At 66.0% G+C, this 21,460-nt stretch carries 22 protein-coding genes; 15 read left to right on the top strand and 7 right to left on the bottom strand.

Annotated features, from left to right (window positions below):
• The first annotated feature begins 1 nt into the window (after position 1).
• The 4 genes from ABID97_RS18995 (at position 2) to ABID97_RS18980 (ending at position 3,480) form a co-directional block, all read left to right on the top strand.
• Positions 2–469: a DUF3237 domain-containing protein gene (locus ABID97_RS18995; RefSeq protein WP_354399991.1), complete on the top strand. Its 468-nt coding sequence runs from the start codon at positions 2–4 to the stop codon at positions 467–469.
• Between the two features lie 38 nt (positions 470–507).
• Positions 508–1,266, top strand: a complete 759-nt coding sequence (locus ABID97_RS18990) for an SDR family NAD(P)-dependent oxidoreductase (protein WP_354399990.1) — start codon at positions 508–510, stop codon at positions 1,264–1,266.
• 455 nt (positions 1,267–1,721) lie between these two features.
• Positions 1,722–2,510, top strand: a complete 789-nt coding sequence (locus ABID97_RS18985; RefSeq protein ID WP_354399989.1) for an SDR family NAD(P)-dependent oxidoreductase — start codon at positions 1,722–1,724, stop codon at positions 2,508–2,510.
• Positions 2,511–2,694: 184 nt separating this feature from the next.
• The gene (locus ABID97_RS18980; protein ID WP_354399987.1) at positions 2,695–3,480 is read left to right on the top strand and encodes an SDR family NAD(P)-dependent oxidoreductase; all 786 of its coding nucleotides are present in this window, start codon (positions 2,695–2,697) and stop codon (positions 3,478–3,480) included.
• Between the two features lie 93 nt (positions 3,481–3,573).
• Here the strand turns inward: ABID97_RS18980 and ABID97_RS18975 are convergent, their stop codons facing one another.
• The 3 genes from ABID97_RS18975 to ABID97_RS18965 all read right to left on the bottom strand — a co-directional run bounded on the left by ABID97_RS18975 (position 3,574) and on the right by ABID97_RS18965 (position 6,445).
• Positions 3,574–4,707, bottom strand: coding sequence for an ABC transporter substrate-binding protein (locus tag ABID97_RS18975; RefSeq protein ID WP_354399986.1), 1,134 nt, complete (start codon positions 4,705–4,707; stop codon positions 3,574–3,576).
• A gap of 48 nt (positions 4,708–4,755) precedes the next feature.
• On the bottom strand, positions 4,756–5,742 hold the full coding sequence (locus ABID97_RS18970) for a cytochrome P450 (RefSeq protein WP_354399984.1): 987 nt from the start codon (positions 5,740–5,742) through the stop codon (positions 4,756–4,758).
• A gap of 253 nt (positions 5,743–5,995) precedes the next feature.
• Positions 5,996–6,445, bottom strand: coding sequence for a nuclear transport factor 2 family protein (locus tag ABID97_RS18965; protein ID WP_354399982.1), 450 nt, complete (start codon positions 6,443–6,445; stop codon positions 5,996–5,998).
• Positions 6,446–6,652: 207 nt separating this feature from the next.
• Between ABID97_RS18965 and ABID97_RS18960 the strand changes: the two genes are divergently transcribed.
• The 6 genes from ABID97_RS18960 (at position 6,653) to ABID97_RS18935 (ending at position 12,239) form a co-directional block, all read left to right on the top strand.
• Positions 6,653–7,546, top strand: coding sequence for a branched-chain amino acid ABC transporter permease (locus ABID97_RS18960; RefSeq protein WP_354399981.1), 894 nt, complete (start codon positions 6,653–6,655; stop codon positions 7,544–7,546).
• Positions 7,543–8,574 (top strand): branched-chain amino acid ABC transporter permease, encoded by a 1,032-nt coding sequence (locus ABID97_RS18955; RefSeq protein ID WP_354399979.1) that lies wholly within the window; start codon positions 7,543–7,545, stop codon positions 8,572–8,574. The genes ABID97_RS18960 and ABID97_RS18955 overlap by 4 nt, the downstream gene beginning before the upstream one ends.
• Positions 8,575–9,125: 551 nt before the next feature.
• Positions 9,126–9,953: an ABC transporter ATP-binding protein gene (locus ABID97_RS18950; protein ID WP_354399978.1), complete on the top strand. Its 828-nt coding sequence runs from the start codon at positions 9,126–9,128 to the stop codon at positions 9,951–9,953.
• Positions 9,954–9,972: 19 nt separating this feature from the next.
• Positions 9,973–10,692, top strand: coding sequence for an ABC transporter ATP-binding protein (locus tag ABID97_RS18945; protein ID WP_354399977.1), 720 nt, complete (start codon positions 9,973–9,975; stop codon positions 10,690–10,692).
• 91 nt (positions 10,693–10,783) lie between these two features.
• A complete protein-coding gene (locus tag ABID97_RS18940; RefSeq protein WP_354399976.1) occupies positions 10,784–11,536 on the top strand; it encodes a Crp/Fnr family transcriptional regulator in 753 nt (250 codons plus the stop codon).
• Between the two features lie 115 nt (positions 11,537–11,651).
• The gene (locus ABID97_RS18935; RefSeq protein ID WP_354399975.1) at positions 11,652–12,239 is read left to right on the top strand and encodes a hypothetical protein; all 588 of its coding nucleotides are present in this window, start codon (positions 11,652–11,654) and stop codon (positions 12,237–12,239) included.
• A 207-nt stretch (positions 12,240–12,446) separates the two neighbouring features.
• Here ABID97_RS18935 and ABID97_RS18930 read toward each other — a convergent pair whose 3' ends face one another.
• From ABID97_RS18930 to ABID97_RS18915, 4 genes are all read right to left on the bottom strand, one after another.
• Positions 12,447–13,298 carry a helix-turn-helix domain-containing protein gene (locus ABID97_RS18930; protein WP_354399973.1) on the bottom strand — a complete coding sequence of 284 codons (852 nt, stop codon included), beginning with the start codon at positions 13,296–13,298 and terminating at the stop codon, positions 12,447–12,449.
• A gap of 116 nt (positions 13,299–13,414) precedes the next feature.
• Positions 13,415–14,245, bottom strand: a complete 831-nt coding sequence (locus ABID97_RS18925) for an IclR family transcriptional regulator (protein ID WP_354399971.1) — start codon at positions 14,243–14,245, stop codon at positions 13,415–13,417.
• 21 nt (positions 14,246–14,266) lie between these two features.
• The gene (gene wrbA / locus ABID97_RS18920) at positions 14,267–14,869 is read right to left on the bottom strand and encodes an NAD(P)H:quinone oxidoreductase (RefSeq protein ID WP_354399970.1); all 603 of its coding nucleotides are present in this window, start codon (positions 14,867–14,869) and stop codon (positions 14,267–14,269) included.
• Positions 14,870–14,873: 4 nt separating this feature from the next.
• Positions 14,874–15,824, bottom strand: coding sequence for a quinone oxidoreductase family protein (locus tag ABID97_RS18915; RefSeq protein ID WP_354399968.1), 951 nt, complete (start codon positions 15,822–15,824; stop codon positions 14,874–14,876).
• An 87-nt stretch (positions 15,825–15,911) separates the two neighbouring features.
• Here ABID97_RS18915 and ABID97_RS18910 point away from each other — a divergent pair, with 87 nt between their 5' ends.
• The 5 genes from ABID97_RS18910 to ABID97_RS18890 all read left to right on the top strand — a co-directional run bounded on the left by ABID97_RS18910 (position 15,912) and on the right by ABID97_RS18890 (position 21,272).
• Positions 15,912–16,613 carry an NIPSNAP family protein gene (locus ABID97_RS18910; protein ID WP_354399967.1) on the top strand — a complete coding sequence of 234 codons (702 nt, stop codon included), beginning with the start codon at positions 15,912–15,914 and terminating at the stop codon, positions 16,611–16,613.
• Between the two features lie 17 nt (positions 16,614–16,630).
• Positions 16,631–17,278, top strand: a complete 648-nt coding sequence (locus ABID97_RS18905; protein WP_354399966.1) for an NAD(P)-dependent oxidoreductase — start codon at positions 16,631–16,633, stop codon at positions 17,276–17,278.
• Positions 17,279–17,370: 92 nt separating this feature from the next.
• Entirely contained in the window at positions 17,371–18,093 is a 723-nt protein-coding gene (locus tag ABID97_RS18900) for a Crp/Fnr family transcriptional regulator (RefSeq protein WP_354399965.1), read from the top strand.
• A 133-nt stretch (positions 18,094–18,226) separates the two neighbouring features.
• Positions 18,227–19,843: a tannase/feruloyl esterase family alpha/beta hydrolase gene (locus ABID97_RS18895; protein ID WP_354399964.1), complete on the top strand. Its 1,617-nt coding sequence runs from the start codon at positions 18,227–18,229 to the stop codon at positions 19,841–19,843.
• 193 nt (positions 19,844–20,036) lie between these two features.
• A complete protein-coding gene (locus ABID97_RS18890; RefSeq protein WP_354399962.1) occupies positions 20,037–21,272 on the top strand; it encodes a LysR family transcriptional regulator in 1,236 nt (411 codons plus the stop codon).
• Positions 21,273–21,460 lie beyond the last annotated feature (188 nt).

The raw sequence follows: 21,460 nt of genomic DNA, 5'->3' as shown, positions 1-21,460 counted from the left end.
CATGACGGCAGTCGCGCTTGAGCCGCTTTTCAGGATTAAGGCCGAAGTCACCGCACCGCCCCAGTTCGTGGGTGCCGTGCCGCACGGTTTCACACGCCGCGTGATGACCGTCAGCGGTGGTTATTTCACGGGCGAGACGCTGAGTGGCAAGGTGCTGCCCGGCGGTGCCGACGTGGTGCTGGAGCGGCCCGACGGCGGGCTGCATCTGGATGTGCGCCTGGTGCTGCAGACCGATCAGGGCGAACTGGTCTATATGACCTACAACGGGCGCCGCAACGGCCCGACACTCGAGGTCATGCGCAAGATCGTCAACCGGGAGTCCATCGAGCCGGGTGAGGACTACTTCCGCGTGGTGGTGCAGTTCGAGACCGCAGCGCCGCGGCTGCTGTGGCTCAACGACAAGGTCGCGGTCGGCACCGGCACCCGCGAATCCGATGGTCCAGTCTATGACGTGTGGGTCGTGGCGTGAGTGGCGGCCTGGGAAGATTCGCAGGCCGACCTGCCATCGTGACGGGCGCGGGCTCCGGCATCGGCAAAGCGATCGCGCTTCGTCTGGCCGACGAGGGCGCGCGCGTGCTGGCGGTGGACATCGACCCTGAGGCGTTGGCCGGTCTGCCGGTGTCAGACGTCTTCCAGACCGAGCTGGCCGACGTCAATGCAATCGATACGCCGGCTCGGATCGTCCAGCGCTGTGTCGATGCCTTCGGCAGCATCCGCGTCTTGGTCAATAACGCTGGCCTGGGCAACTGCCCCGCATTCCACGAAACCAGCGATGCAGATTACGACAAGTGGATCGACATCAACCTGCGCAGCAACTTCCGCATCACGCGGGAGGCTTTCCCCGAGCTGCTGAAGTCACGCGGCGTGGTGCTCAACATTGCGTCGTCGCTGGGCCTCGTCGGCTACCGTAGGCAGGCGGTGTACTCGATGGCCAAGGCCGGCGTCATTGGCTTGACGCGCAACCTGGCCGCTGATTACGCTGATCGCGGGATCCGTGTCAACGCCATCGCGCCGGGCATCATCGCCACGCCCCAGACCGCTACGCGCCTTGGCACCGCACGTTTCCACGCCAGCATCGTCGGCACCATGCCGATGGGCCGCCCAGGCCAGCCAGAGGAGGTTGCGGGTCCAGCGGCATTTCTGTGCAGCGACGACGCCGGCTTCGTGACCGGGCAGGTGCTGACCGTGGATGGCGGCCAAACCACCAGCGCTTACGTCAGCGACGCTATGGTGGCGTGCTGGGTAGACGCCCATCCGGAGTCATGAGCATCCAGGCGGGCCGCGCTGAGCTCCGTGCCTTGGTACTTGCAATCAGCCGTGAATGGGCCGTGGCATTTCGTTCCCCGCGGGGGCACCCAAGCATCCGGGTTCCCGAAAATAGCGACAGAACGTCATCTCGGAGACTTGAATGAAAAACCAGGAGCAGAAAGTTGCCGGTGGCCGCGCAGGAAGCGGCATTGGTGTTCGATTGCCATCGCGCTGGCAACGTCACCACGAACAAAGACAAGCTGAGACCGGCTCTCGGGCGTGTTGCGAACCGGCAGTTCTCGCCGTCCGAAGGGAGCGTGTGCAGACGCTGTTCGGTCCGCAAACAGTAGGCCGGGCATGAGCGATTGCGCTCCCATGCGGGACAGGCTTGGAAGCGCCACGCCGATAAAGCACTCTTGCTCTGCAGCCAGTGGCGCCCTGATGGCGTGCCGGCTTGAACCCCATCCTGAATCATGAAAATCTCATCTCACAGCCTTCCTCGTGTTGCATTGATCACCGGCGGCGCAAGCGGCCTTGGCTTGGCGGCGGGCCACCGGCTGGCGGCGGACGGGCTGACTATCGCTTTGGCAGACCTGGACACCGACAAGGCGCAAGCCGCGGCGCAACAACTGCCGGGCAGCGGCCACATCGGACTGCGCTGCGACGTTGCGGATGAAGCCAGCGTGAAAGCAAGCTTCGAAGCGGTTGTTGCGCGCCTGGGCGAAGTGAGCGTTCTGGCGTGTTTCGCGGGCATCCTGAGTACGGCGAGAAACCCCGGGCGACTGGCCACCACGGAGATCACCCTGGAGGAGTGGGACCGGGTGATGCAGATCAACGCGCGGGGCAGTTTCCTGTGCATTCGCGAGATGCTGCGCCGTGCCGCCGGCCAGCTGATGGAACACGGGCGCATCGTCACCGTCGCCTCGCTCGCGGGACAGATGGGTGGCATGCAAAGCGGCGCTGCGTACAGTGCCTCCAAGGGGGCGGTGCTTGCCTTGTCGAAAGTGGCGGCGCGTGAGGCGGCCTCCCTGGGCATCACGGTCAATACGATCTCACCGGGCCCGGTCGACACGCCCATGCTGCAACTGACCGTACCGCCGGGCCACGGCGACCAGAAATACCTGGGCACCGCCGGCGTGCCGCTCGGCCGAATCGGCCTGCCCGAAGAAATCGCCGCGGCGGTGAGTTACCTGGTGTCGCCGGGCGCGGCCTTCGTGACCGGTTCGACCATCGATGTCAACGGCGGCATGCTGATGCGCTGAATGCCATGAATGGATGCCCTTTTTCTCGCCTCCGGCACTACCCCGCAAGCTGTCCGGACACAGACGCCGTTGCCACTGGCGGCAGCGTACGCTTTCCACGCATGCGCCTGATCGAACCCGACGCCGCTTCTCACATGCACTCCTTCATCTTTCGGGCGCCCAGAGCGCTGCACGTGGCACTGCGATGAGCGAGGCCATCTTTGACGGCAAGGTCGCAGTTGTCACCGGGGCGGGCAGCGGCGTGGGCCTGGCAATGGTGCACCAACTGCTTGGCGCTGGCGCGAGGGTCGCCCTAGTCGACCGGGATGCTGCGGCGCTCGAGGACGCGGCGAGTGGCCTGGACAGGGCGCGCGTGCTGACGGTGTGCGCCGACGTGGCCAACGCTGCCGACGTGCAGCGCTACGTCGACGAGACGCTGGCCCGCTTCGGCCGCATCGACCTATTTCACAACAACGCGGCCATCGTCGGGCCGCAATCGCAACTGCTCGATTTCGACATCGACACCTTCGACCGCATCTTTGCAGTCAACGTGCGCGGCGTGCTGCTCGGCCTTCAGGCCGTGGGCCGCGTCATGCGGGCGGCGGGGCAGGGCACCATGGTCAACACCGCGTCCGTGTCGGGCCAGCGCAGCAGCCGGCCAGAGGCCGGGCTGGCCGTCTACGGCGCGTCCAAGGCGGCGGTGATCCGCATGACGCAACAGGCCGCGCTCGAGCTTGCACCGCACGGCATTCGCATCAACTGCGTCTGCCCGGGCCCCATAGACACGCCGCTGCTGCGTAGCACCTTCCAGATCGAGGGCCGCAGCGCCGAGGAAGCCGAGCGCGCGCTCAAGCTGCACTTTGCCAACCAGCCCTTGGGCAGGGCGGCCACGGCCGACGAGGTGGCTCATCTGGTGTTCTGGTTGCTGGGGCCGCAGGCCAGCTTCGTGACCGGCGGCGTCTACAATGTCGACGGGGGTTTGACGGCTTGACAAGTTGAGGGTTTGAGCCGTGGCCGATGCGCTTGGCCATGGCGCTTTCAGCCGCTGTCCACTGGGCACCCCGCCGGGCGCCCAGCGAGCCGCTCACGGTGTCGCCGAAACGAAGCTGCCGTTCTTGACCTGCAGCAGCACGCCGCCATAGCTGGGGTTGCGCCCGGCATCCACACTCCAAGTGCCATTGCCTAGCACCATAGGCACGTTGTTGAGCTTGGCCAATTCGTCGCGGATCTTCGTGCGGTCGGGCGCTGGACCGGCGTTACGCACCGCCTGAATCGCGACCTGGGCCAGTCCGTAACCCATGCCGGCCCAGTTGTCCGGGGCGATCTTGTACTTGGCAATGTACGCCTTCACGAACGCCTGATTCATCGGCGACGGGTTGGCCGGCGAGTAGTCGGACACGACGTACGTGCCCTCCACCGCCTTGCCGCCCGCCTTGACGAAGCCGGCCGACCCGAGCGTGGAAGGTCCGATGAACCTGACTTTGGGATCGAGCCCGGCCTGCCGGATCTGGATGATCACATTGGCCGACACCTCGGCGGGTGCCGCGATGAAGATGGCGTCGGTCGGGGTGGTGGCCACCTTGGTGGCCAGCGCCAGGAAGTTCGATTCGGACGAGACGAACTTCTCATTGGCTACGATCTGCGTGTTCGCCTTCTTGAAGTAATCGGCCAGCGCGTTGGTCTGCAGCACGTAGCCGTCGTTGCTCTGGTCGTGGATGAGCGTGACACGCTTGATGCCGAGCTGCTCGACAGCCAGCTTGCCCAGGTGGCCCATAAAATCGGTAGGCGTGGACTGGATCTTGAAGGCCCACGGGCCGGTGGCCAGAATGCCGGCCGAACTGCCGATGGCCATGATCGGCACCTTGAGTTCATTGGCCACCGGCGCGCCGGCCAGCGCTTCCCCGCTGATAGTCGGGCCCAGGATCAGCATCACGTTGTCGCGCTTGGCGAACTGGTTGACCAGGCTGATCACCTGCCCTTTCTCGCCGGCGGTGTCGCCTTCCACGATTTTGAACCTGTTGCCGCCCGGCAGGCCCGCCGCATTGGCTTCTTCCAGCGCGAGCTTCATGGCCGCCTGGATTGGGACGCCGCCGAAGGCGTAGGTCCCGGTTTGCGCGTTGAACACGCCGACCGGAATCTCCTTGCCCTGGGCAAAGGATGCGCTGGCCGCGACGAGCAGCACCGAGGCTACGACGGCGGTTTTGCGTGAGATGAGCATGGTGTGTCTCCTGGATGGGTTGCTATGGGATCGGTTTACTGATCCAGATCAGGCTGGCACGAGGCGCAAGGGCAGCGTGTCCAAGGTGCGCAGCGTGTTGACCGGGCGCCAGCGCGGCGTGCCTGCGGGTTCGATGGCTTTCACACGGCGCAGCAGCGCACCCAGAATGGTCTCGGCTTCGGCCCGCGCAATCATCTGGCCGATGCACACGTGCGCTCCGACGCCGAACGAGCGGTGCACTCCGATGGTCTGGCGACGGATGTCGAAGCGGTCCGGGTCGTCCCATTGGCGCGGATCGCGATTGGCCGCGCCCATGTGGTAGCCGACCTTGGTGTCGGCGCGCAGCCGCACGCCGCCCAGTTCCACATCGCGCGTGGTCACCCGGAACATCACCTGCGCCGGGGCCTCCAACCTCAGGGCTTCTTCGAAGGCGCTCTTGATCTTGCCGGGATCGGCCTTCACTGCATCGAGCTGATCCGGATGGCGCGAGAGGTACATCAGCGTGGAGCCGATGCCCGCCATGGTGGTGTCTACGCCGGCCCGAAAGAAGCTGCGCACGTGCAGCGGCGCCGTGCCCGCGGCCAGTTCTCCGGCGTCCTCGGCCAGGTAGATCTTCTCGCCGAAGCCGCCGGGCAGCATGTGCTCGCGCTGCAGCACCTGGGCATACCAGTCCATGATGGGTGAGGTGCGCTCCATGGCCGCGGCCAGGCGGGCGTTGTTAGGCCCGAGCTGGTTGAAGTTGAGCTCGCCGGTCTGCTTGATGCGCTCGGGCGGCACCGACACCCCCAGCACTTCGGGGAACACGCTGAGCACGAAGGATTCGGTGATGTCGGCCACGCCGTCGATCTCGCCGCGTGCGAGCGCGTCGTCGGCCACCTGTTCGGCGCGCGCGGCGAAGCGCTCGCGCCAGCTCTTGACCACCAGGGGCGACAGGATGCGCTGCAGCGCAGCGCGCACGCCGCCGTGTTCGGGCGGGTCCACTTCGCTGATCGGACTGCGCGCGCGCCACGCGCCCGGCTTGCGGATGTCGCTCATGCCCACCCCGCCGGCGACGGAGAAGACGTTCGTAGTCGTTGGCGACAATGCCCGCCTCTTCGTGGCGGCCGACGGCGTAGTAGCCGTGCGGCTGGATCCACACGGCGGGGCCCAGCTCGCGCATGCGCGTGAACAACGGGTACGGGTCGGCGATGTTCTCGTCCGAGAACGGATCCTCATTCAGCACGGGTGCGTCGGGAGCGCCGGTATGAAGGGTTTCGGTTGGCATGGTCTTGATCCTTGAATGGGGGTGTCAGTCCGGAAGCACGCGAACCGTGGCGTCACAGATTCGCCAGCCATCGGCGGTGCGCCTGAATCGCAGCGCGTACGTGCCGAACATGGCGATCCTTCCGGGGCCGTGGCGCCAGTCGGTGATGAGTGCACGGGCATGGCCGAGTGCGTCATCCGCATCCTCGCCGGGCTCGACATAGAAATCGGTGAACTGGTGGTGCATCCGCTGGCAAAACTTCTTCTGCATCACTTCGACCATCAGTGCACCGAGCCGCTCGCGTCCGCGGATGGTTTCAGGCGGCAGCCCGGATCCGCCCAACGACGCCGGCGGCGAGTTGCCGCGCGTCCAGGTCGCATCCGGCGTGAACAGTTCGACGAAGCGGGCGTCGCCGGCGTCCGCCCAGTGGCCATAGCGTGCGAAGAGCGAACGGATTTCCAGCTCGTCGTGGACAGGTAGGCAGGGAAATTTCAAATGGACTCCGATGGCTCGTCGACGTGTCGCAGGCGCGCCCGAGATCGGCGAACCACGGCAGCGGACTGGATGAGCGTCAGCCTATGCGCGGCGCGCAATCGGGTATGTCCCCCTGCGACGGGACGGGCCCTGCCTGGCACCCCCGGGAAAGTGCGTACCGGTCGGAGGGGACATACCGGGCGGCGGGCAACCCATATCCTGCAGGACATGCTGATGCAACAAGTGATCAACGGGATCGTGGTCGGCAGCGTGTATGGCCTCTTCGCGCTGGGCTTCACGTTGCTGTTCGGGATCAACCACATCATGAACATGGCCCATGGGTCCGTGTTCATGTGGGGCGCTTTTGCGGGCTTGTATGCGGTGATCGCATTGGACGCGCCGATCTACGTGGCGCTGCTGGCCGGTATGCTGGCGGGTGGCCTGATCTCGGTGGTTCTGGACTTCGTGGCCTTCCGGCCGCTGCGCAGACGCAATTCACCCGAGTTCTCGGCCATCGTCTCGTCCATCGGCGCCGATCTGGTGCTGCTGGCCATCGCGCAGAAGGTGTCGAACACCGCGATCCTGCGCTTTCCGTTCGATGCCTTTCCGGTGGTCATCTTCACCGTGCTGGGTTTGCGGATCCAGTTGCTTCAGCTGGTGATCATCGGGCTGGTGGTGGTCATGGTGTTCTCGCTGGTCTGGTATCTGTACCGCACCGGCTCCGGCCAGCGTATCCGCGCGGTGGCCTATTCCGAACAGACCTCTCGCCTCTTGGGCATCAACCCGGGGCCAGTGAACATGCAGGTGTTCTTCATCTCCGGCGCACTGGCGGGCATGGCAGGCGTGCTGATCGGTTTGGTCTTCAACTCGGTGCACTTCACCATGGGCGAGCCGCTGTTGCTGCGCGCCTTCGTGATCATCATCATCGGCGGATTGGGCAGCATTCCAGGGGCGCTGATCGCCGGCATGCTGATCGGCATCGTGCAGACGCTCAGCGTCGCTTACATCGGCTCGGGCGTTGCGGAGGCGATCGTATTCCTGTCGCTCTTCATCGTCATCGTGCTGCGGCCCACGGGCCTGTTCGGCCAGACCACTGCAGCGATGCGGGTGCAGCGCGCATGAACTTCCTCGCCACCTACCAGTCGCTGTTCGATCACATGCTGGTCAACATGCTGCTGGCCATGAGCCAGTACATCGTGCTACGCGCGGGCGTGTTCTCGCTGGGCACCGCGGGCTTCACCGCGCTGGGCGCCTACGGCAGTGCCATTCTCATCACCAAGGCCGGCTGGCCACCGGCGTTCGCCATCGTCTTCGGCGTGGCGCTGGGCACGCTGGCCAGTGCCCTGCTGGCCTTGCCGCTCGCGCGGCTGCGCGGCGTGTTCCAGGCCGTCGCCACGCTGGCCTTCGTGCAGATCGTGCTGTCGGGCACCCAGAACTGGCAGAGCCTGACCAACGGCGCGTTGGGCATCAGCGGCATTCCTCATTCGGTCGGCACCGGCACCCTGGTCCTGATCGGGGCGCTCGTCGTCGGGCTGACGGTGAGCCTGGGCCGCTACAGTTTCGGCCGCGCGCTGGACGTGATCCGCGAGGACGAGACCGTGGCGGTTTCCCTGGGCATCTCGGTGCCCTGGCACCAGCGGCGTGCCTTCATCATCAGCGGTGCGCTGGCCGGCCTGGCCGGCGGCCTGCATGCCAGCAGCAGCTACTCGATCATGCCCACCGACTACGGTTTCGCCCTGATGGTGGCAACCCTCGCGATGGTGGTCCTGGGTGGACGCACCACCGTGTGGGGGGCCATCGTGGGCGCGATCGTGTTGACGGCGCTGCCCGAGCTGTTCCGCGTCTTCGCCCAGTACCGCAACGTGGTGCAAGGCCTGCTGCTGATGCTGGTCATCGTCTACCTGCCGCGCGGCGTGGCCGACACGCTGATCGCGATGGCACGCGACCGAAGGCTGCGCGGCGCTCTCAACCCATCCCAATGGACCAACGAGGAGTTTCCCCATGACGAAGAAAGATCCCGCCACCACTATCAGCGCCGCAGACCGGCTGCTCGAGGTGACCACCGATCCGCTGCATCGGCAGATCCTCGAGAACTACCGGCGCCACGCCATTCTCGAAGTCACGGGCGAGTGGGAAGGCATCTTCGATGAAGACTCGGCGGTCGAACATCCCGTCTACCGCTTCAACATCACCGGCTACGAGGGCGTCGTCGCCGACGGTGCGGATGCCGTGAAAGGCATCTACCAGATGCTCAGGAAAACCTCGACCTGCGTCATCCTGGTCGAGGACGAGAAGCTGAACGTGTGCGACTGGGGCTTCGCCTCGGAATCGTTCTTCAACACCTACCAGCGGGGCACGGACCTCATCAAGCTCGGCCTCGCGGCAGAGAAGCCCGACGGTTACTACATCCTGCGCCAGCGCTTCGCGATGATCTGGCCCTACGACGAGCGCGGGCGCATGGCCGGCGAGCACGTCTACGAGGACAAGTCCTTCCGCGAGATCATCGAGATCCCCGTCGAGGACTATGTGACGCCCGACGAGGCGCGGGCGCGTCTGCTGCCGCTCCTTCGGCCGCTGCCGAAGTTCTCGCCTCCGCCCAAGGCGAGCAAGGCAAGCAAGGCAAGCAAGGCAAGCAAGGCAAGCAAGGCAAGCAAGGTGAGCAAGGTGAGCAAGGTGAGCAAGGTGAGCAAGGTCAGCGTTCATGCATAGCGCGCTGCGCGAACGGCCCGTCGTTCGCGCGCCAGCGCACCTTTCGCCACCGGCTGCCGCCGCGCCCGCCACGTTGGAGCTGGAGGGCGTGGCACGCCACTTCGGCGGCGTGCCCGCGGTCGACGGCGTCAGCCTGCGCGCGCCGGCAGGCCAGATCACGGGGCTGATCGGCCCCAACGGCGCCGGCAAGACGACGGTGGTGAACCTGATCACGGGCATCCTGCACCTTACCCATGGGCGAGTGCTGCTGGGCGGTGAAGACGTGTCGCGGCTGGAGGCGCCGCAGCTGGCGCGATGCGGCGTGGCGCGCACCTTCCAGAATATCCGCCTGGTGCCCGATGCCAGCGTGCTCGACAACGTGCTGGTGGGCTTTCACCGGCACGAGACCTCGGGCGCGATGGCCAATCTGCTGGGCCTGCCTTCCGCGCGTGCGGAGAGCCGGCGCCTGAAGGCGCAGGTGATGGCGCTGCTCGAGCGCTTCGGCATGGCCGACCTGGCGCAGCACCGTGCCGGCGCCTTGTCGTACGGGCATCAGCGCCGCATCGAGATGATGCGGGCGCTGGCCACCAGGCCGCGCCTGCTGCTGCTGGACGAACCCGTGGCCGGCATGAACGATGCCGAGGCACAGAGCCTGGCCCACATCTTCCGCGGCGTGGCCGACGAAGGCGTGGCCGTGCTGCTGATCGAACACAACATGCGCTTCGTGATGGCGCTGTGCACGCACATCTACGTCCTGGCCTCCGGACGGCTGATCGCCGAGGGCGGGCCGGATGCCGTCGGGCGCAACCCACGGGTGGTCGAGGCCTATCTGGGCACCTGACAACAGCAAAGCGACTCCCATGCTCGAAATCCGAAACCTCGACGTGCACTACCGCGGCATCCAGGCGCTGCGCAGCGTGAGCCTGAACGTGCGGCAGGGCGAAATCTTCTCGCTCATCGGACCGAACGGCGCGGGCAAGTCCAGCCTGGTTAATGCGATCTCGGGCATCGTGCCCGCGCAGGGCAAGATCCTGTTCGAAGGCCAGGCGCTGGGCCGCATGCCGGCGCACCGGCGCGCGCGCGCGGGCATCATCCAGGTGCCGGAGGGGCGACGCGTGATCGCGCCGCTGTCGGTGCTGGAGAACCTGGAACTAGGCCGGCAGGCGGCCGGCGTGCGCGGCAGCAGCGCGAAGGATCTCGACCAGGTGCACGCGCTGTTCCCGGTGCTGCTGCAGCGGTGCGATCAGCTCTCGGGATCGCTGTCGGGCGGCCAGCAGCAGATGCTGGCGATCGGCCGGGCGCTGATGGGACGCCCCCGCGTGCTGCTGCTCGACGAGCCCAGCCTGGGCCTGGCGCCTGTGATCATCAAGGAGGTGTTCCGGGCCCTGGTCGCGCTCAACGCGGCCGGGCTCACGATCCTGCTGGTCGAGCAGAACGCCCGCCTTGCCCTGGACACCGCGCATCGCGCGGCGGTGCTGGAGCAAGGCAGCGTGGTGCATCAGGGCGACGCCAAGGCGCTGGCCGACGACCCGGTGATCGCCGACCATTATTTCGGTCGCGCCGCGGCCGCCACGGCCTGATCGAAAGGCGCGCAGCACCCGTGCCCTGGGCCCGCGCCACGTGCGGGCCGTCTTGCCGGCACCGCTGGGCTGCAGAAATGGAGGCACCCGCATGTCGGCGCATCTGAACCGACTCCTTCAGCAATCCCTCTGGACGCATTGCCTCACTGCGGCCGAACTGGCACGGGTGCGCGCAGACATTCGTCAGCAACTCGTGCCGGCGGGAGGATTCGTGTGCCGCAACGGAGAGCCCGTCGACCACTGGCATGGTGTTGCCGACGGGCTGGTCAAGATCAGCAACGTGACGAGCGAGGGCCGCACGACCTCATACCAGGGCCTGCGCGCCGGCGGCTGGTTCGGCGAAGGCTCGGTGCTGAAGACGGAACCCCGACGCTATGACGTCGTGGCGTTGCGGGACACGGTCGTTGGCTGCTTGCCACGGAACACCTTTAGCTGGCTGTTCGAGCACAGCCTGCCCTTCGCCCACGTTCTGGTGAAGCTGCTCAATGAGCGCGTGGCGCACATCATGACCACGCTCGAACAGGACCGGCTTCTGGACCCATGCACGCGTGTCGCCCGCACCCTGGCGGCGTTCTTCAACCCCATCCTCTATGCCGAGAGCGACCGCTGCGTCAAGGTCAGTCAGGAGGAACTGGGGCACCTCGCCGGCGTCAGCAGGCAGCGCGTGAACCGTGCACTGCACAAACTCCAGGAACTCGGCATCCTGCGCAGCGACTACGGCGTCGTGACCGTGCTGGACGTTCGTAGGCTTGCATGTTTCGAGCCATTGGCGGGGCGGCAAGCCGAAGGCAATGTTCAGAATGTTTCAACGCGATTCGATGCCCTGCAATTGGTGCCGCGATGACAGTCTCCAGGGCTTTGAAACAGCACACTGGCATCGCGACGAGCGGTCGGCGCTTCTCATCTGGCCGCACCATTACCCGTCGCTCTTTACCAATCCCATGATGGAGACAATTTTCATGACACAGACCACGCACGCGCTGACGTTGAACGGGAACCTGACCTGGATCGAGGTTGAAAAGCGCATCGCAGTTGAGACAGACCCGGTCGTACTCGAGAACCTGAGCCTGGTTCGCGATCACATGAAGTACGAGTCCGTGGGAAACATCGAGGGGGTCCTCCAGACCCTCTGCTCGAGCCCCGAGTACCGGTTTCACCTTCCCGGCTTCGAGAGCGTCCATGGGAACGGAAGCCAGGAGTCGATCCGCAAGTTTTACGATGATCTGCTGGTCAAGGGGGGAGCCTACCAACTCCAGTTCATGGTGGATCGGGTGACTGCGGATCGGAATGCGGTCGTCACAGAGGGAGACTTCCTCTGGGCCTATCCCGGCCGGACTCTTGCCGCGAGGGGAATTTCTGTCGACGATCCCGAAGCGTACTACGCGGCACATTGCAGGCAGCTCATCGTCTGGCCGCGCCACGCCACGGAGCCCAAGCTCACCGGTGAGGAGATATGGGTTGATAGAGACATGTTCCTCGGCATTGCGAAGCGGAAGATCACCCACTTCATCGATGCGAATCCGGGCGACGAATGGCGCCTGAAGTGATTCGCCGTTTGGCGTCGCATCCCGGCCGTCATTCAGAGCCCTTGGTCGGTCGAAACAACCTCTGCACGCCCGCAGAAGTCAGCTCAGCATCTTGGGACGGGCTTCGATATTGGATGCGTTGCCAAGGAACGCCCCTCTTTTCCATTACAGGGATTCTGCGGATCTCCGCGGCCGCATCGAGCAGTCCGCCGGGTAGCGCCTGCGTCGTCAGTGCAGCGGTGCGGTCGCCCATTCGCTGGGCCGCTCCGCATGCCAGCGGCTCCAGCGTGCCAGATACCAGGTCAGCAATTCGCGCTCGCTGCCGATGGCCAGGCGGTGGTAGGCGCGCTTGCGATAGGTCTTAACGGTTTCTTCGCTCACGCCCAGATCCAGCGCGATGCCTACGGAAGACAGGCCATACAGAATGCGCGCGCACACCTCGGCTTCTCGGCGCGGAAGCTCGCTCATCGCAACGACACAGTTCTCTACGTCGACCAACACGGTCAGCGCGCCCGCCACGTTGGGTCGGCCATCGCACACTTCGGCATGCTTGCCTAAAACCGATACCAGCATCCCGGCCGAACGGCCCAGATGCTCGATCGCGCCTGCGGCGAAGGGCGTGTTCATTTCGGCGCGCAACACGGAAAGGCCAAACATACCCGCTGCACTGCGGCCGCACAGCAACACGCGGTCGCGCACGTGCGGATAGACACGAGGACGCAGATCGATGTAGCAGCGGTCGCTGAAATCCACACGGATGAGCGCGGGCGCTGGGTCGTCGGCGCGGCGTTGCGCTTCGCTCATGGCCGGGTCGTTCTTCCACAGCCCCTGGTTGACGTAGCTCTCGACCCTGTCGCGCGCCAAGTGTTCGGTGTCGATGCAGCCGGCGGCCAGCTCGGCCAGCCGGCCGTGGCCCAACCGGAAGGCAGCGAAGTGGTCGGCGCCGCAAAGGCGATGCAGGTAGCCGGCTAGCGCTCGCCCAAAGCCGTCGTGACCGATCGAATCGACCAATTGCGCCAGTGCATCCCCATCGTTGGGAGCCAGATCTGCCGCCTTTTCCTGAACCGTGACCGTCATCATCGTGGTGTCTCCTTTGTCTTGGGCACGCTGTGTCTGCCTGGCCCGGACCACTCCTTATGCCACCATATTCGTAATCAGATTACGGATATCGGAATTCCGATGAAACGGGACATACCCTAGATTGACCATCCCACGTGTCGGGAAATCTCGTCGACGCCTGCGCTCGGTGCCGTGGCAACGGGGCCGTCGTATCGGGTGTCGATCAGGCCGACCGACTCGATCACGGTCACCACTCCGGTAATGGCACCCGCATGGGCGAAGATGGGCGACGACAGTCCATGCAGCCCTGGGGTGAGGCTGCCTTGCACACGCGCCATGCGGTGCTGGCGCACCTGCTCGAACAAGGCGTCCACTTCGGCCGGCTTCATGGCGGCGAAGGCCGGGTTGGGCGTGGCCCCGAGGGGCGCAACGCCCGACAGCTCGCGCGCGATCAAGGCGCCCGTCAGGCTGCGCGGCAGGTAGGCACCGAACACGCGGCCTGTGGACGACCTCAGCATCGGCATCACCGAGCCGGGCCGACCGTTGATGATCGTCGCGTCGTTGGATTCCTCGAAACGCACGAAGGTCGGGCCGCTTGCACCCCATACGGCCAAGGCCACGGTGTGGCCGAACTGGTCGCGCAGTCGGGCCAGGGCGGGGGAGGCGACCCTCACCACGTCCAGATGACGTACGGCCGCCAAACCCAGGCGCACGGCCAGCGGACCCAACTTACAGCCGTCGGACGCGGTATCGCGCTCGGCCAGGCCGCTGCGAACCAGGCTGACCAGATACCGATGCGCCTTGGGCGGCTGCATGCCGGCGCGCTCGGCCACTGTCTTGAGCATCAGCGGCCCGCCCGTGTCGATCAGCGCGGACAGCACACGCACGGCCGTGTCCACGGCTTGCACGCCGCCGAACTCATCGGCGCGCACCGGCTTTTCACTCAGGGCTACTTGCGGCACCGGCATCGACTGCGCGCGAACGCCACCTCAGCCGCGCAGGACGGCCACAGCCTGCGCCGCACGGGCCAAGCGCTGTCCCTGGTAGCGCGCCAGGGACAGCTTCTCCTTGGGCACCTGGCCGCCCGCGGCGGTGAAGCTGAGTCCATACGGGTTTCCGCCTGCCGCCTTCACCAGCGGACTCGTGAAGCCGACCGGTACGATGATTGAACCCCAGTGATAGAAGACGTTTTGTAGGGCTAGCAGCGTGGATTCCTGCCCGCCGTGGGCATTGCCCGCGCCTGTGAAGGCGCATGCGGCCTTGTCCTGCAACTGGCCCGCGGTCCACTGCGGGCCTAGCGTGTCGATGTATTGCTTGAGTTGCGCCGCCGGCAGCCCGAAGCGTGTGGGTGAGCCCAATGCGAAGCCATCGGCCCAGGCCAGATCGTCTGGCGTGGCCTCGGGCACGTCGCGCGTGGCATCGAGGTGCGCTTGCCATTCCGGCCGAGCGGCCAGCGCTTGCTCGCCGGCAAGCTCTCTGGCGCGGCAGAGGCGGGTTTCGGCGCCGACGCTGCGCGCGCCTTCCTCCAAGGCCCGCGCGATCTGCCAGGTGTGGCCTGTGCTGCTGTAGTAGACGATGGCGATGCGGGTCATGGGTTCAGACGGTCAGGACGATCTTGCCGAAATGGCGGTTGGCACTCATGTGTGCGAGGGCCTCGTCGGCTTGCGCCAGCGGGTAGCGCCTGTCGATCGGCAGCTTCAGCCGGCCGGTGCCGATGGCATCTCCCAGGTCCCGCAGCATGCCGGCATTGAGTTCGCGAATCTCAGCAACGGACCGGCTGCGGAAAGTCACTCCGATGTAGGCTAGGCGCCGCAGCGCATGCAGCTGGAAGTCGAAGCTGCCCTCCGCGCCGCCGAGACGGCCGAGGTTGACGATGCGTCCGCCCACGGCCGCCGTCTGCATCGTCTGGGCGAATCCTTTGCCGGTCACCTGGTCGACGATCACGTCGACGCCTTTTCCGTCCGTCGCATCAATAGCCTGCTGATGCCAGCCGGCTTCGGTGGGGTCAAGCGCTAGCGTGGCGCCGAATTCGGCAAGGCGGGCGCGTTTGGTGGCGTCGGTCGAGGTGCCGATGACGTGCCGTGCACCCAGCAGGCGCGCGACTTGCAGTCCCATCAGGCCAACGCCGCTGCTGGCGCCATGAATCAACACGTCGCTGCCAGCCATCAAGCGGCCATGGGTGACCAGCGCATCGTGCATGGCCTGCAGCGCGAGTGTGAGCACGGTAGCCTCGTCGTAGGGCAGTGACGCGTCGGGGATGCGGATGGCGCGGCCGCCGTCGGTGACAGCGTATTCGGCGTATGCGCCGGCACCGGTGCACATCGCGCGGTCTCCTACCCGCCATGGCCCGGCCTGCTCGCCCACTTCAACCACTTCGCCGGCCCATTCCATGCCGATCACCTGGCCATCGCACGCGGCCAGGCCGGCCAGATCCGCACGATTGAGGCTGGCCGCCTTCACCTGGACCAGGATTTCGTGGGGCGCTGGCTGCGGGGTGGGCACATCAGCCAGCCTGGCGCCGTCGGGGGAGGAAACAATGGCTTTCATGCCGCACAGGTTAGGGCGCGGCACGGGTATCGTATGCCCCCCTCGGAAGGGACAGACGGGCGGCCGGCTTGGAGCTAAGGTCGACTCATGATCTACGAACTTCGCCTGTATGCAGTGGCACCGTCGCGCATGCCCGACGTGCATGCCCGCTTCGACGACCATCTGCCCGCGTTGTTCACGCGGCACGGCGTGAATTGTGTGGCCCGCTGGACGGCCCTGGCTGGCCCCGATGCGCCCCGCTTCGTGTATCTGCTGGCCTACAGAGACTACGCGGAAAGGGAAGCCACCTCGGCGTCGTTCTACCAGGACCCGCAGTGGCTGCGCATCCGCACGCAGACCAATGCCGGACACGAGATGGTGCAACGCCATGACCTGCTGTTTCTCAAGCCGCACGCTGCCTGGCTGCCGGACCCTTCGCCCGACACCGCCGTGGATGGCCTGCACGAGCTGGTGCAGCAGGAGATTTCGCCCGGCCTGAACGGCGAGGCCCACCGCTTTCTGGCCGACACGTGGCTTCCCGCGCTGCGTGAAGCCGGCGCGCGCGTGCTCGGTGTATTCGACATGGCCGCTGGCATCGGCATGCAGAAGATCGTGATGCTGTTGGCCTGGCCTGACGCGCAGACTTGGCATGCCGGCCGCAGCCGGATGGACCGCGATCTGGGTATGCAAGCGGCTCTGAGGGACCAGCGAGAGCGGTTGGGCACCACGGTCGTGCAGCGTGCCGAAGTCAACCTGCTGGCGCCCGCGGCCGGCGCGGTGATTCGCGCCGGCCTGGGCCGCCGCGCCTGAATGCAAAGAGCCACACCATGCGTATTGCATTGATCGGCGCCACCGGCCGCATCGGCCGTGCCGTGCTCGACGAGGCCCTGGCGGGTCGCCACGCGGTCCGCGCTCTGCTGAGGCCTGGCCGCGAGACGGCCGGTCTGCCGGCGCACGCGAGCCCTTGCTTCGTCGACGTGTTCGACGCCGCTGCATTGGCGCTCGCGCTGGTCGATGTCGACGCGCTGGTCAGCGCGTACCGGGTGCCGGCCATGGAAGCACATGACCGGCTGCCCGAGCTGACGGCGGCGCTCGTGCTGGCCGCGCAGCGCACAGGCATTGGCCGGCTCATCACGGTGGGCGGTTCGGGCATGCTGGGGCCTGCCGTGGGCCGCGTGCAAGACCAGGCCACGCCCGCCGAAGTCGGCATGCAGCTCAAGGTCAAGGCCCACGCCGACGCTGTCGGGGCGCTTCGCGGCAGTGCGTCCTCTTTGCAGTGGACGTGCGTCGAGCCACCCCGACAGATCGGTGCTTCGCCAGGCACCGGGCAGTGGCGCAGCGACGTCGGCCGCGCGAGCCGGGACGCGGGCCTGGCCCACCCCATCGGCTTCGCCGACTTCGCTGCCGCTCTGGTCGATGAACTGGCGCAGGGCCGCTACCAGCGCCAGGTGATGGCGGTCGGGGGTGCGGCGTGAAGCGCTCGGCCCCCGGGGCTGACGCGTGCTAGCGCGATCGGGCCTCTCCATCTCGGCAGACCCACGGATGCCAGCCTCACCTGCTTCACCACATGCGCCGCCACAACGCTGCCTGGCTTGACGCCTTCATCGACGGGTCGCCCTGGATGGCGCAACTGAGCGCTGCAGAGGCGGGCGTGGTCCGGGCGGCCGTGTTCGGCCGGCACATCGGCGCCGGCTGTACGGCCTGTGTGCGCGGCACACCGTCCCTGCACTGGCTGGGAGTCGCCGAGGGCATGCTCAACGTGGAAACCGTGGGCCTCGACGGACGCAGTGCCGTTTTGGCCGGCGTGCCGGCCGGCTCCTGGTTCGGCGAGGGCGCGGTTCTGAAGGGAGAGTTGCGACCCTATGAGGTCACTGCGGTCCAGGACAGCCTGGTCGCATTCCTGCCCAGAGACACGTTCCTGTGGCTGCTTCATGCCAGTCATCCTTTCGCCATCTGGATGATCGGCCAGCTGAATGCGCGGCTGGGCTACTGTCTCGCCCTGCTGGAGAGCTCGCGTCTCAAGGAGCCGACCGCGCGCGTTGCGCACTGCCTGTCCGAGATGATGAACAGTGACATCTACCCGGGATGCCGTCGGGAGCTGGTGATCTCCCAGGCAAAAGTGGGACAGCTCGCCGGGCTGTCGCGCCAGGTTGCGAACAGGGCCCTGCAGCAGCTGGTTGCCGCTGCAGCCATCCGGATGCAGTACGGCGCGCTCGAAATCATCGATCTGCCGCTGCTGCGCCGCATCGCCTGTGGTGCGCACGACGTTGCGCAGCTTCCGCCGAACTGAACCGAAGCTCCAGCCAGGACAGGCATCGGCAGCAGGGTTTGTCCCTGCCGGTTTTGTATGCGCGATGACATTCTGGCGTGAGGCTCGGGCGTCTACTTTGCTTTCTCAGTAACACCAAGAAAGAGAGACAGAAATGAAAGCTGAATCCTGCACTTATCTGGGGGCCGGAGCCGTCGCGCTCGCCGCTGCCTTACTGAGCGCCTGCGGGGGCGGTGGCAATTCGGGATTTGCCCTGGCGCCCGCAGCGCCGGCGCCCGATGCGCCGGCGCGCGTCACGGCCAAGGAGGCCTGCGACAAGCTGAACGGCAAGACGATTGGCGGGGCCGCCGTGACGGCAGAAGTGATGGCGGCGACCACTGACATCCCCTTGTCCTGCAGGGTGTCGGGAAAGTTGCAGCCATCGCTGAACTTCGAGTTGCGGCTGCCGAATGACTGGAACGGAAAGTTCCACTATCGCGGCGGCGGGGGTTACAACGGCTCGATTCCGTCGCTGAACTACTACGGCCTGCGTGCGCTTCAGTCGGGCTATGCGACAGTGTCCAGCGACAGCGGCCACCAGGGAGCGAATACGGACGCCAGCTTCGCGCTCAACAACGAACTGGCTGCACGGCTGTTCGGCAGTGAGTCCGTTCCGACCGTCACTGCAGCGGCAGTGAGCGTCCTCAGCGCCGCCTACGGACGCGTGCCGACCCGCAAGTACTTCGAAGGATGCTCCAACGGCGGCCGCGAGGGCCTCATGGCCATCCAGCGCAATCCGGATCTGTTCGATGGGGTCATTGCTGCCGCACCGGCCTACAACTGGGTCGGCTTCATCGGCCACTTCCACAAGATGGCCAACACCGTCGAAGCCGCGGACAACTCGTTGACGCGCGACAAAATTCGCCTGGTCGCATCGGCAGTGCGTGCCAGTTGCGACGCGCTGGATGGCGTCGCTGACGGCATCGTTTCCAATCAAAAGGCCTGCAACGCGCAGTTCAACTACCGCTCCCTGCGCTGCCCTGCAGGTGACGATTCGGGCTCGGGCTGCCTGTCTGACAATCAGTTGACCGTGCTGGATGCCTGGACGCAGGACGCCGTCTATCAAGGCAGCCCGAGCTACCGCAATTCGATGCACTCCCTCACCGGCAATGAGGACAGCGGAGGATTCGAAAGGTGGGTGACGGGGGCCAACGGTGTGCGAACCTCGGTGCAATTTGCGTTTGCAGACACGACCGTGAAAAACTATCTCGCACGCGATCCTTCGGCCAGTGCCCTGAGCTACAAGCCCTATGACCAGAACCTCACTGCACTCGATTCCATGGCGGCGCTGAACGACGCCACCAACCCGGATCTCCGGCCTTTCAAGCAGCGCGGCGGCAAGCTCATCCTGTGGCACGGGTCCAACGATGCGGTGTTCAGCCCGGAGAACACCGCGCGGTACTACGAACAGGTCAAGTCGGCCGTCGGAGGCCAGGGTGCACTCGACGAGTTCGTGCAGTACTACGAGAAACCCGGGGTGGAGCACTGCTGGGGGGGGCCGGGCGCCGACTACGTCGACCATCTGAAAGCGCTGGACAGCTGGGTCAGCGACGGCGCGGCCCCCAAGGGTCTGGTGGTCGAACGGCGAACGGTCAGCAACAGCATTTTCTCGGAGAACGTGGAGTTCTCACGGCCGCTGTGCAAGTATCCGGGCTACGCACGCTACGTCGGGCCGGCCAACGATGCGCAAGCCGCAACGCGAGCAAGCAACTTCGTTTGCACGGGCTCCTAGCACGCGATGCGGACAAGACTTGGACTACCACGAGGTAGTTCATTTAATCCTACGAAAAAATCGCATTCGAGCCGTTGAACTGGACATCAAGCTAGGAAAGCAAGTAGGACCACCGACGATCTTCACCGCTTTGCTGGCCCCACAGTGCAGACCATGGAACATGGACTCCTCGAAACGCGAGCCGCCGCACGCCATGACCGGGATGACGACGGTCTTCCAACTGAATCTGCGCCACTTGCGGGGGCTGCTGGCCGTGCAGAAGCACGGGAGCATCAGCGCGGCGGCGGCGGCTGTGAACCTGAGCCAACCGGCGCTCACCCAGGGAATCCTGAAGTTGGAGAACCAACTCGGCGAAGTGCTTCTCGAGCGTCGTTCCGACGGCATCGTTCCCACGTCCGCGGGCGAGCTCGTGCTGCAGCGGGCACAGGCCAGCCTGCGCCACCTGGCCGCGGGCGGCCGCCTGCTGGCCGGTGCCGGCTTTGACGCGGACCGGCGGCTGACCATGACCCAGGTGCGCGCGTTCCTGAGCCTCTTCAGGACCGGAAGCTTCGCGACAGCCGCCATCGAACTCGCGCTCTCGCAGGCCGCGGTTCACCGGGCCGTGCGCGAGCTGGAGGAGGCCCTGGGCCGCAAGCTGGTGGAGAGACGTGGGCGCGGCGTCCACGTCAATTTCGGCGGCCAGCGCTTTGCGCGCAGCTGCAGGCTGGCCATCCAGGAGCTGCAGGCGGCGATGTCCGAGCTCGGCCTGGACCCGCAGAACCCGACGGTCGCCATCGGGACCACGCCGATGGCCCGCGCCTTTTTGGTGCCGGAAGCGATGTCGCGGATGGTGGCCGAGAAATTTCCGGTCCGCTTCCGGGTGCTGGAGGGAAGCTGGGGGGAACTGGTGGAGTCGCTGCGCGATGGACTGGTCGACTTCATCGTCGGCGAACTGCCGGCCGAGAACGTGCCCGACCTGGTCACCACGGCGCTGCATGCCGAAGCGCCCATCATCGTCGCCGGACGGCAGCACGCGCTGAATGGGCAGCCGAGCCCGTCCAGGGAGACGCTCGCTGCCTGTTCGTGGATCATCGCGCCCGACACCTCGCCGCTGCGCGCGCAATGGGAACGCCTGTTTCCCGACAAGTGGCGACCCGAGGCTCCGGTGGAGTGCGAGTCCGTCATGATCATCAGCCGCCTGCTGACGGGCAGCGACATGCTGACGCTGGCCATGCGGGACCAGGTTGCGCTGCAGATTCGCAGCGGGCTGCTGACCCAGATCGGCGAGCCGCTCTCGGAGAACATGTCGACTGTTGGCGTGACCATGCGGCAGGGCTGGCGGCCCGCCCGGGCGCAGGAGCGGTTCCTTCAGCTCTTGCGTGCCGCATCGGCCAGCCTGGTGGCCGATGCGGGCCACGCGTCTGCGACCGAAGCCGCCTGGCGGATCTGACGCTTGGCCCCCGCTGGGCGCACTGCGCCATCAGCAGGACGGGAGCCGGACTTCCGTTTTCTGAATAGCCCACCGACGTTTTGAATGCGGTGATCGGGCGCCCAGGCCTACATTGGTCAGACCAAATAGCGCCGCCTTATGACGGTGCCACAGCGACTAGCAGAGACCAAAAGAGCCAGCCGTGGTGC

It is taken from the genome of Variovorax sp. OAS795 (assembly GCF_040546685.1).
In the GTDB taxonomy this organism is placed as follows: Bacteria; Pseudomonadota; Gammaproteobacteria; order Burkholderiales; family Burkholderiaceae_C; genus Variovorax.
This window is presented reverse-complemented; position numbering and strand designations above follow the sequence as displayed.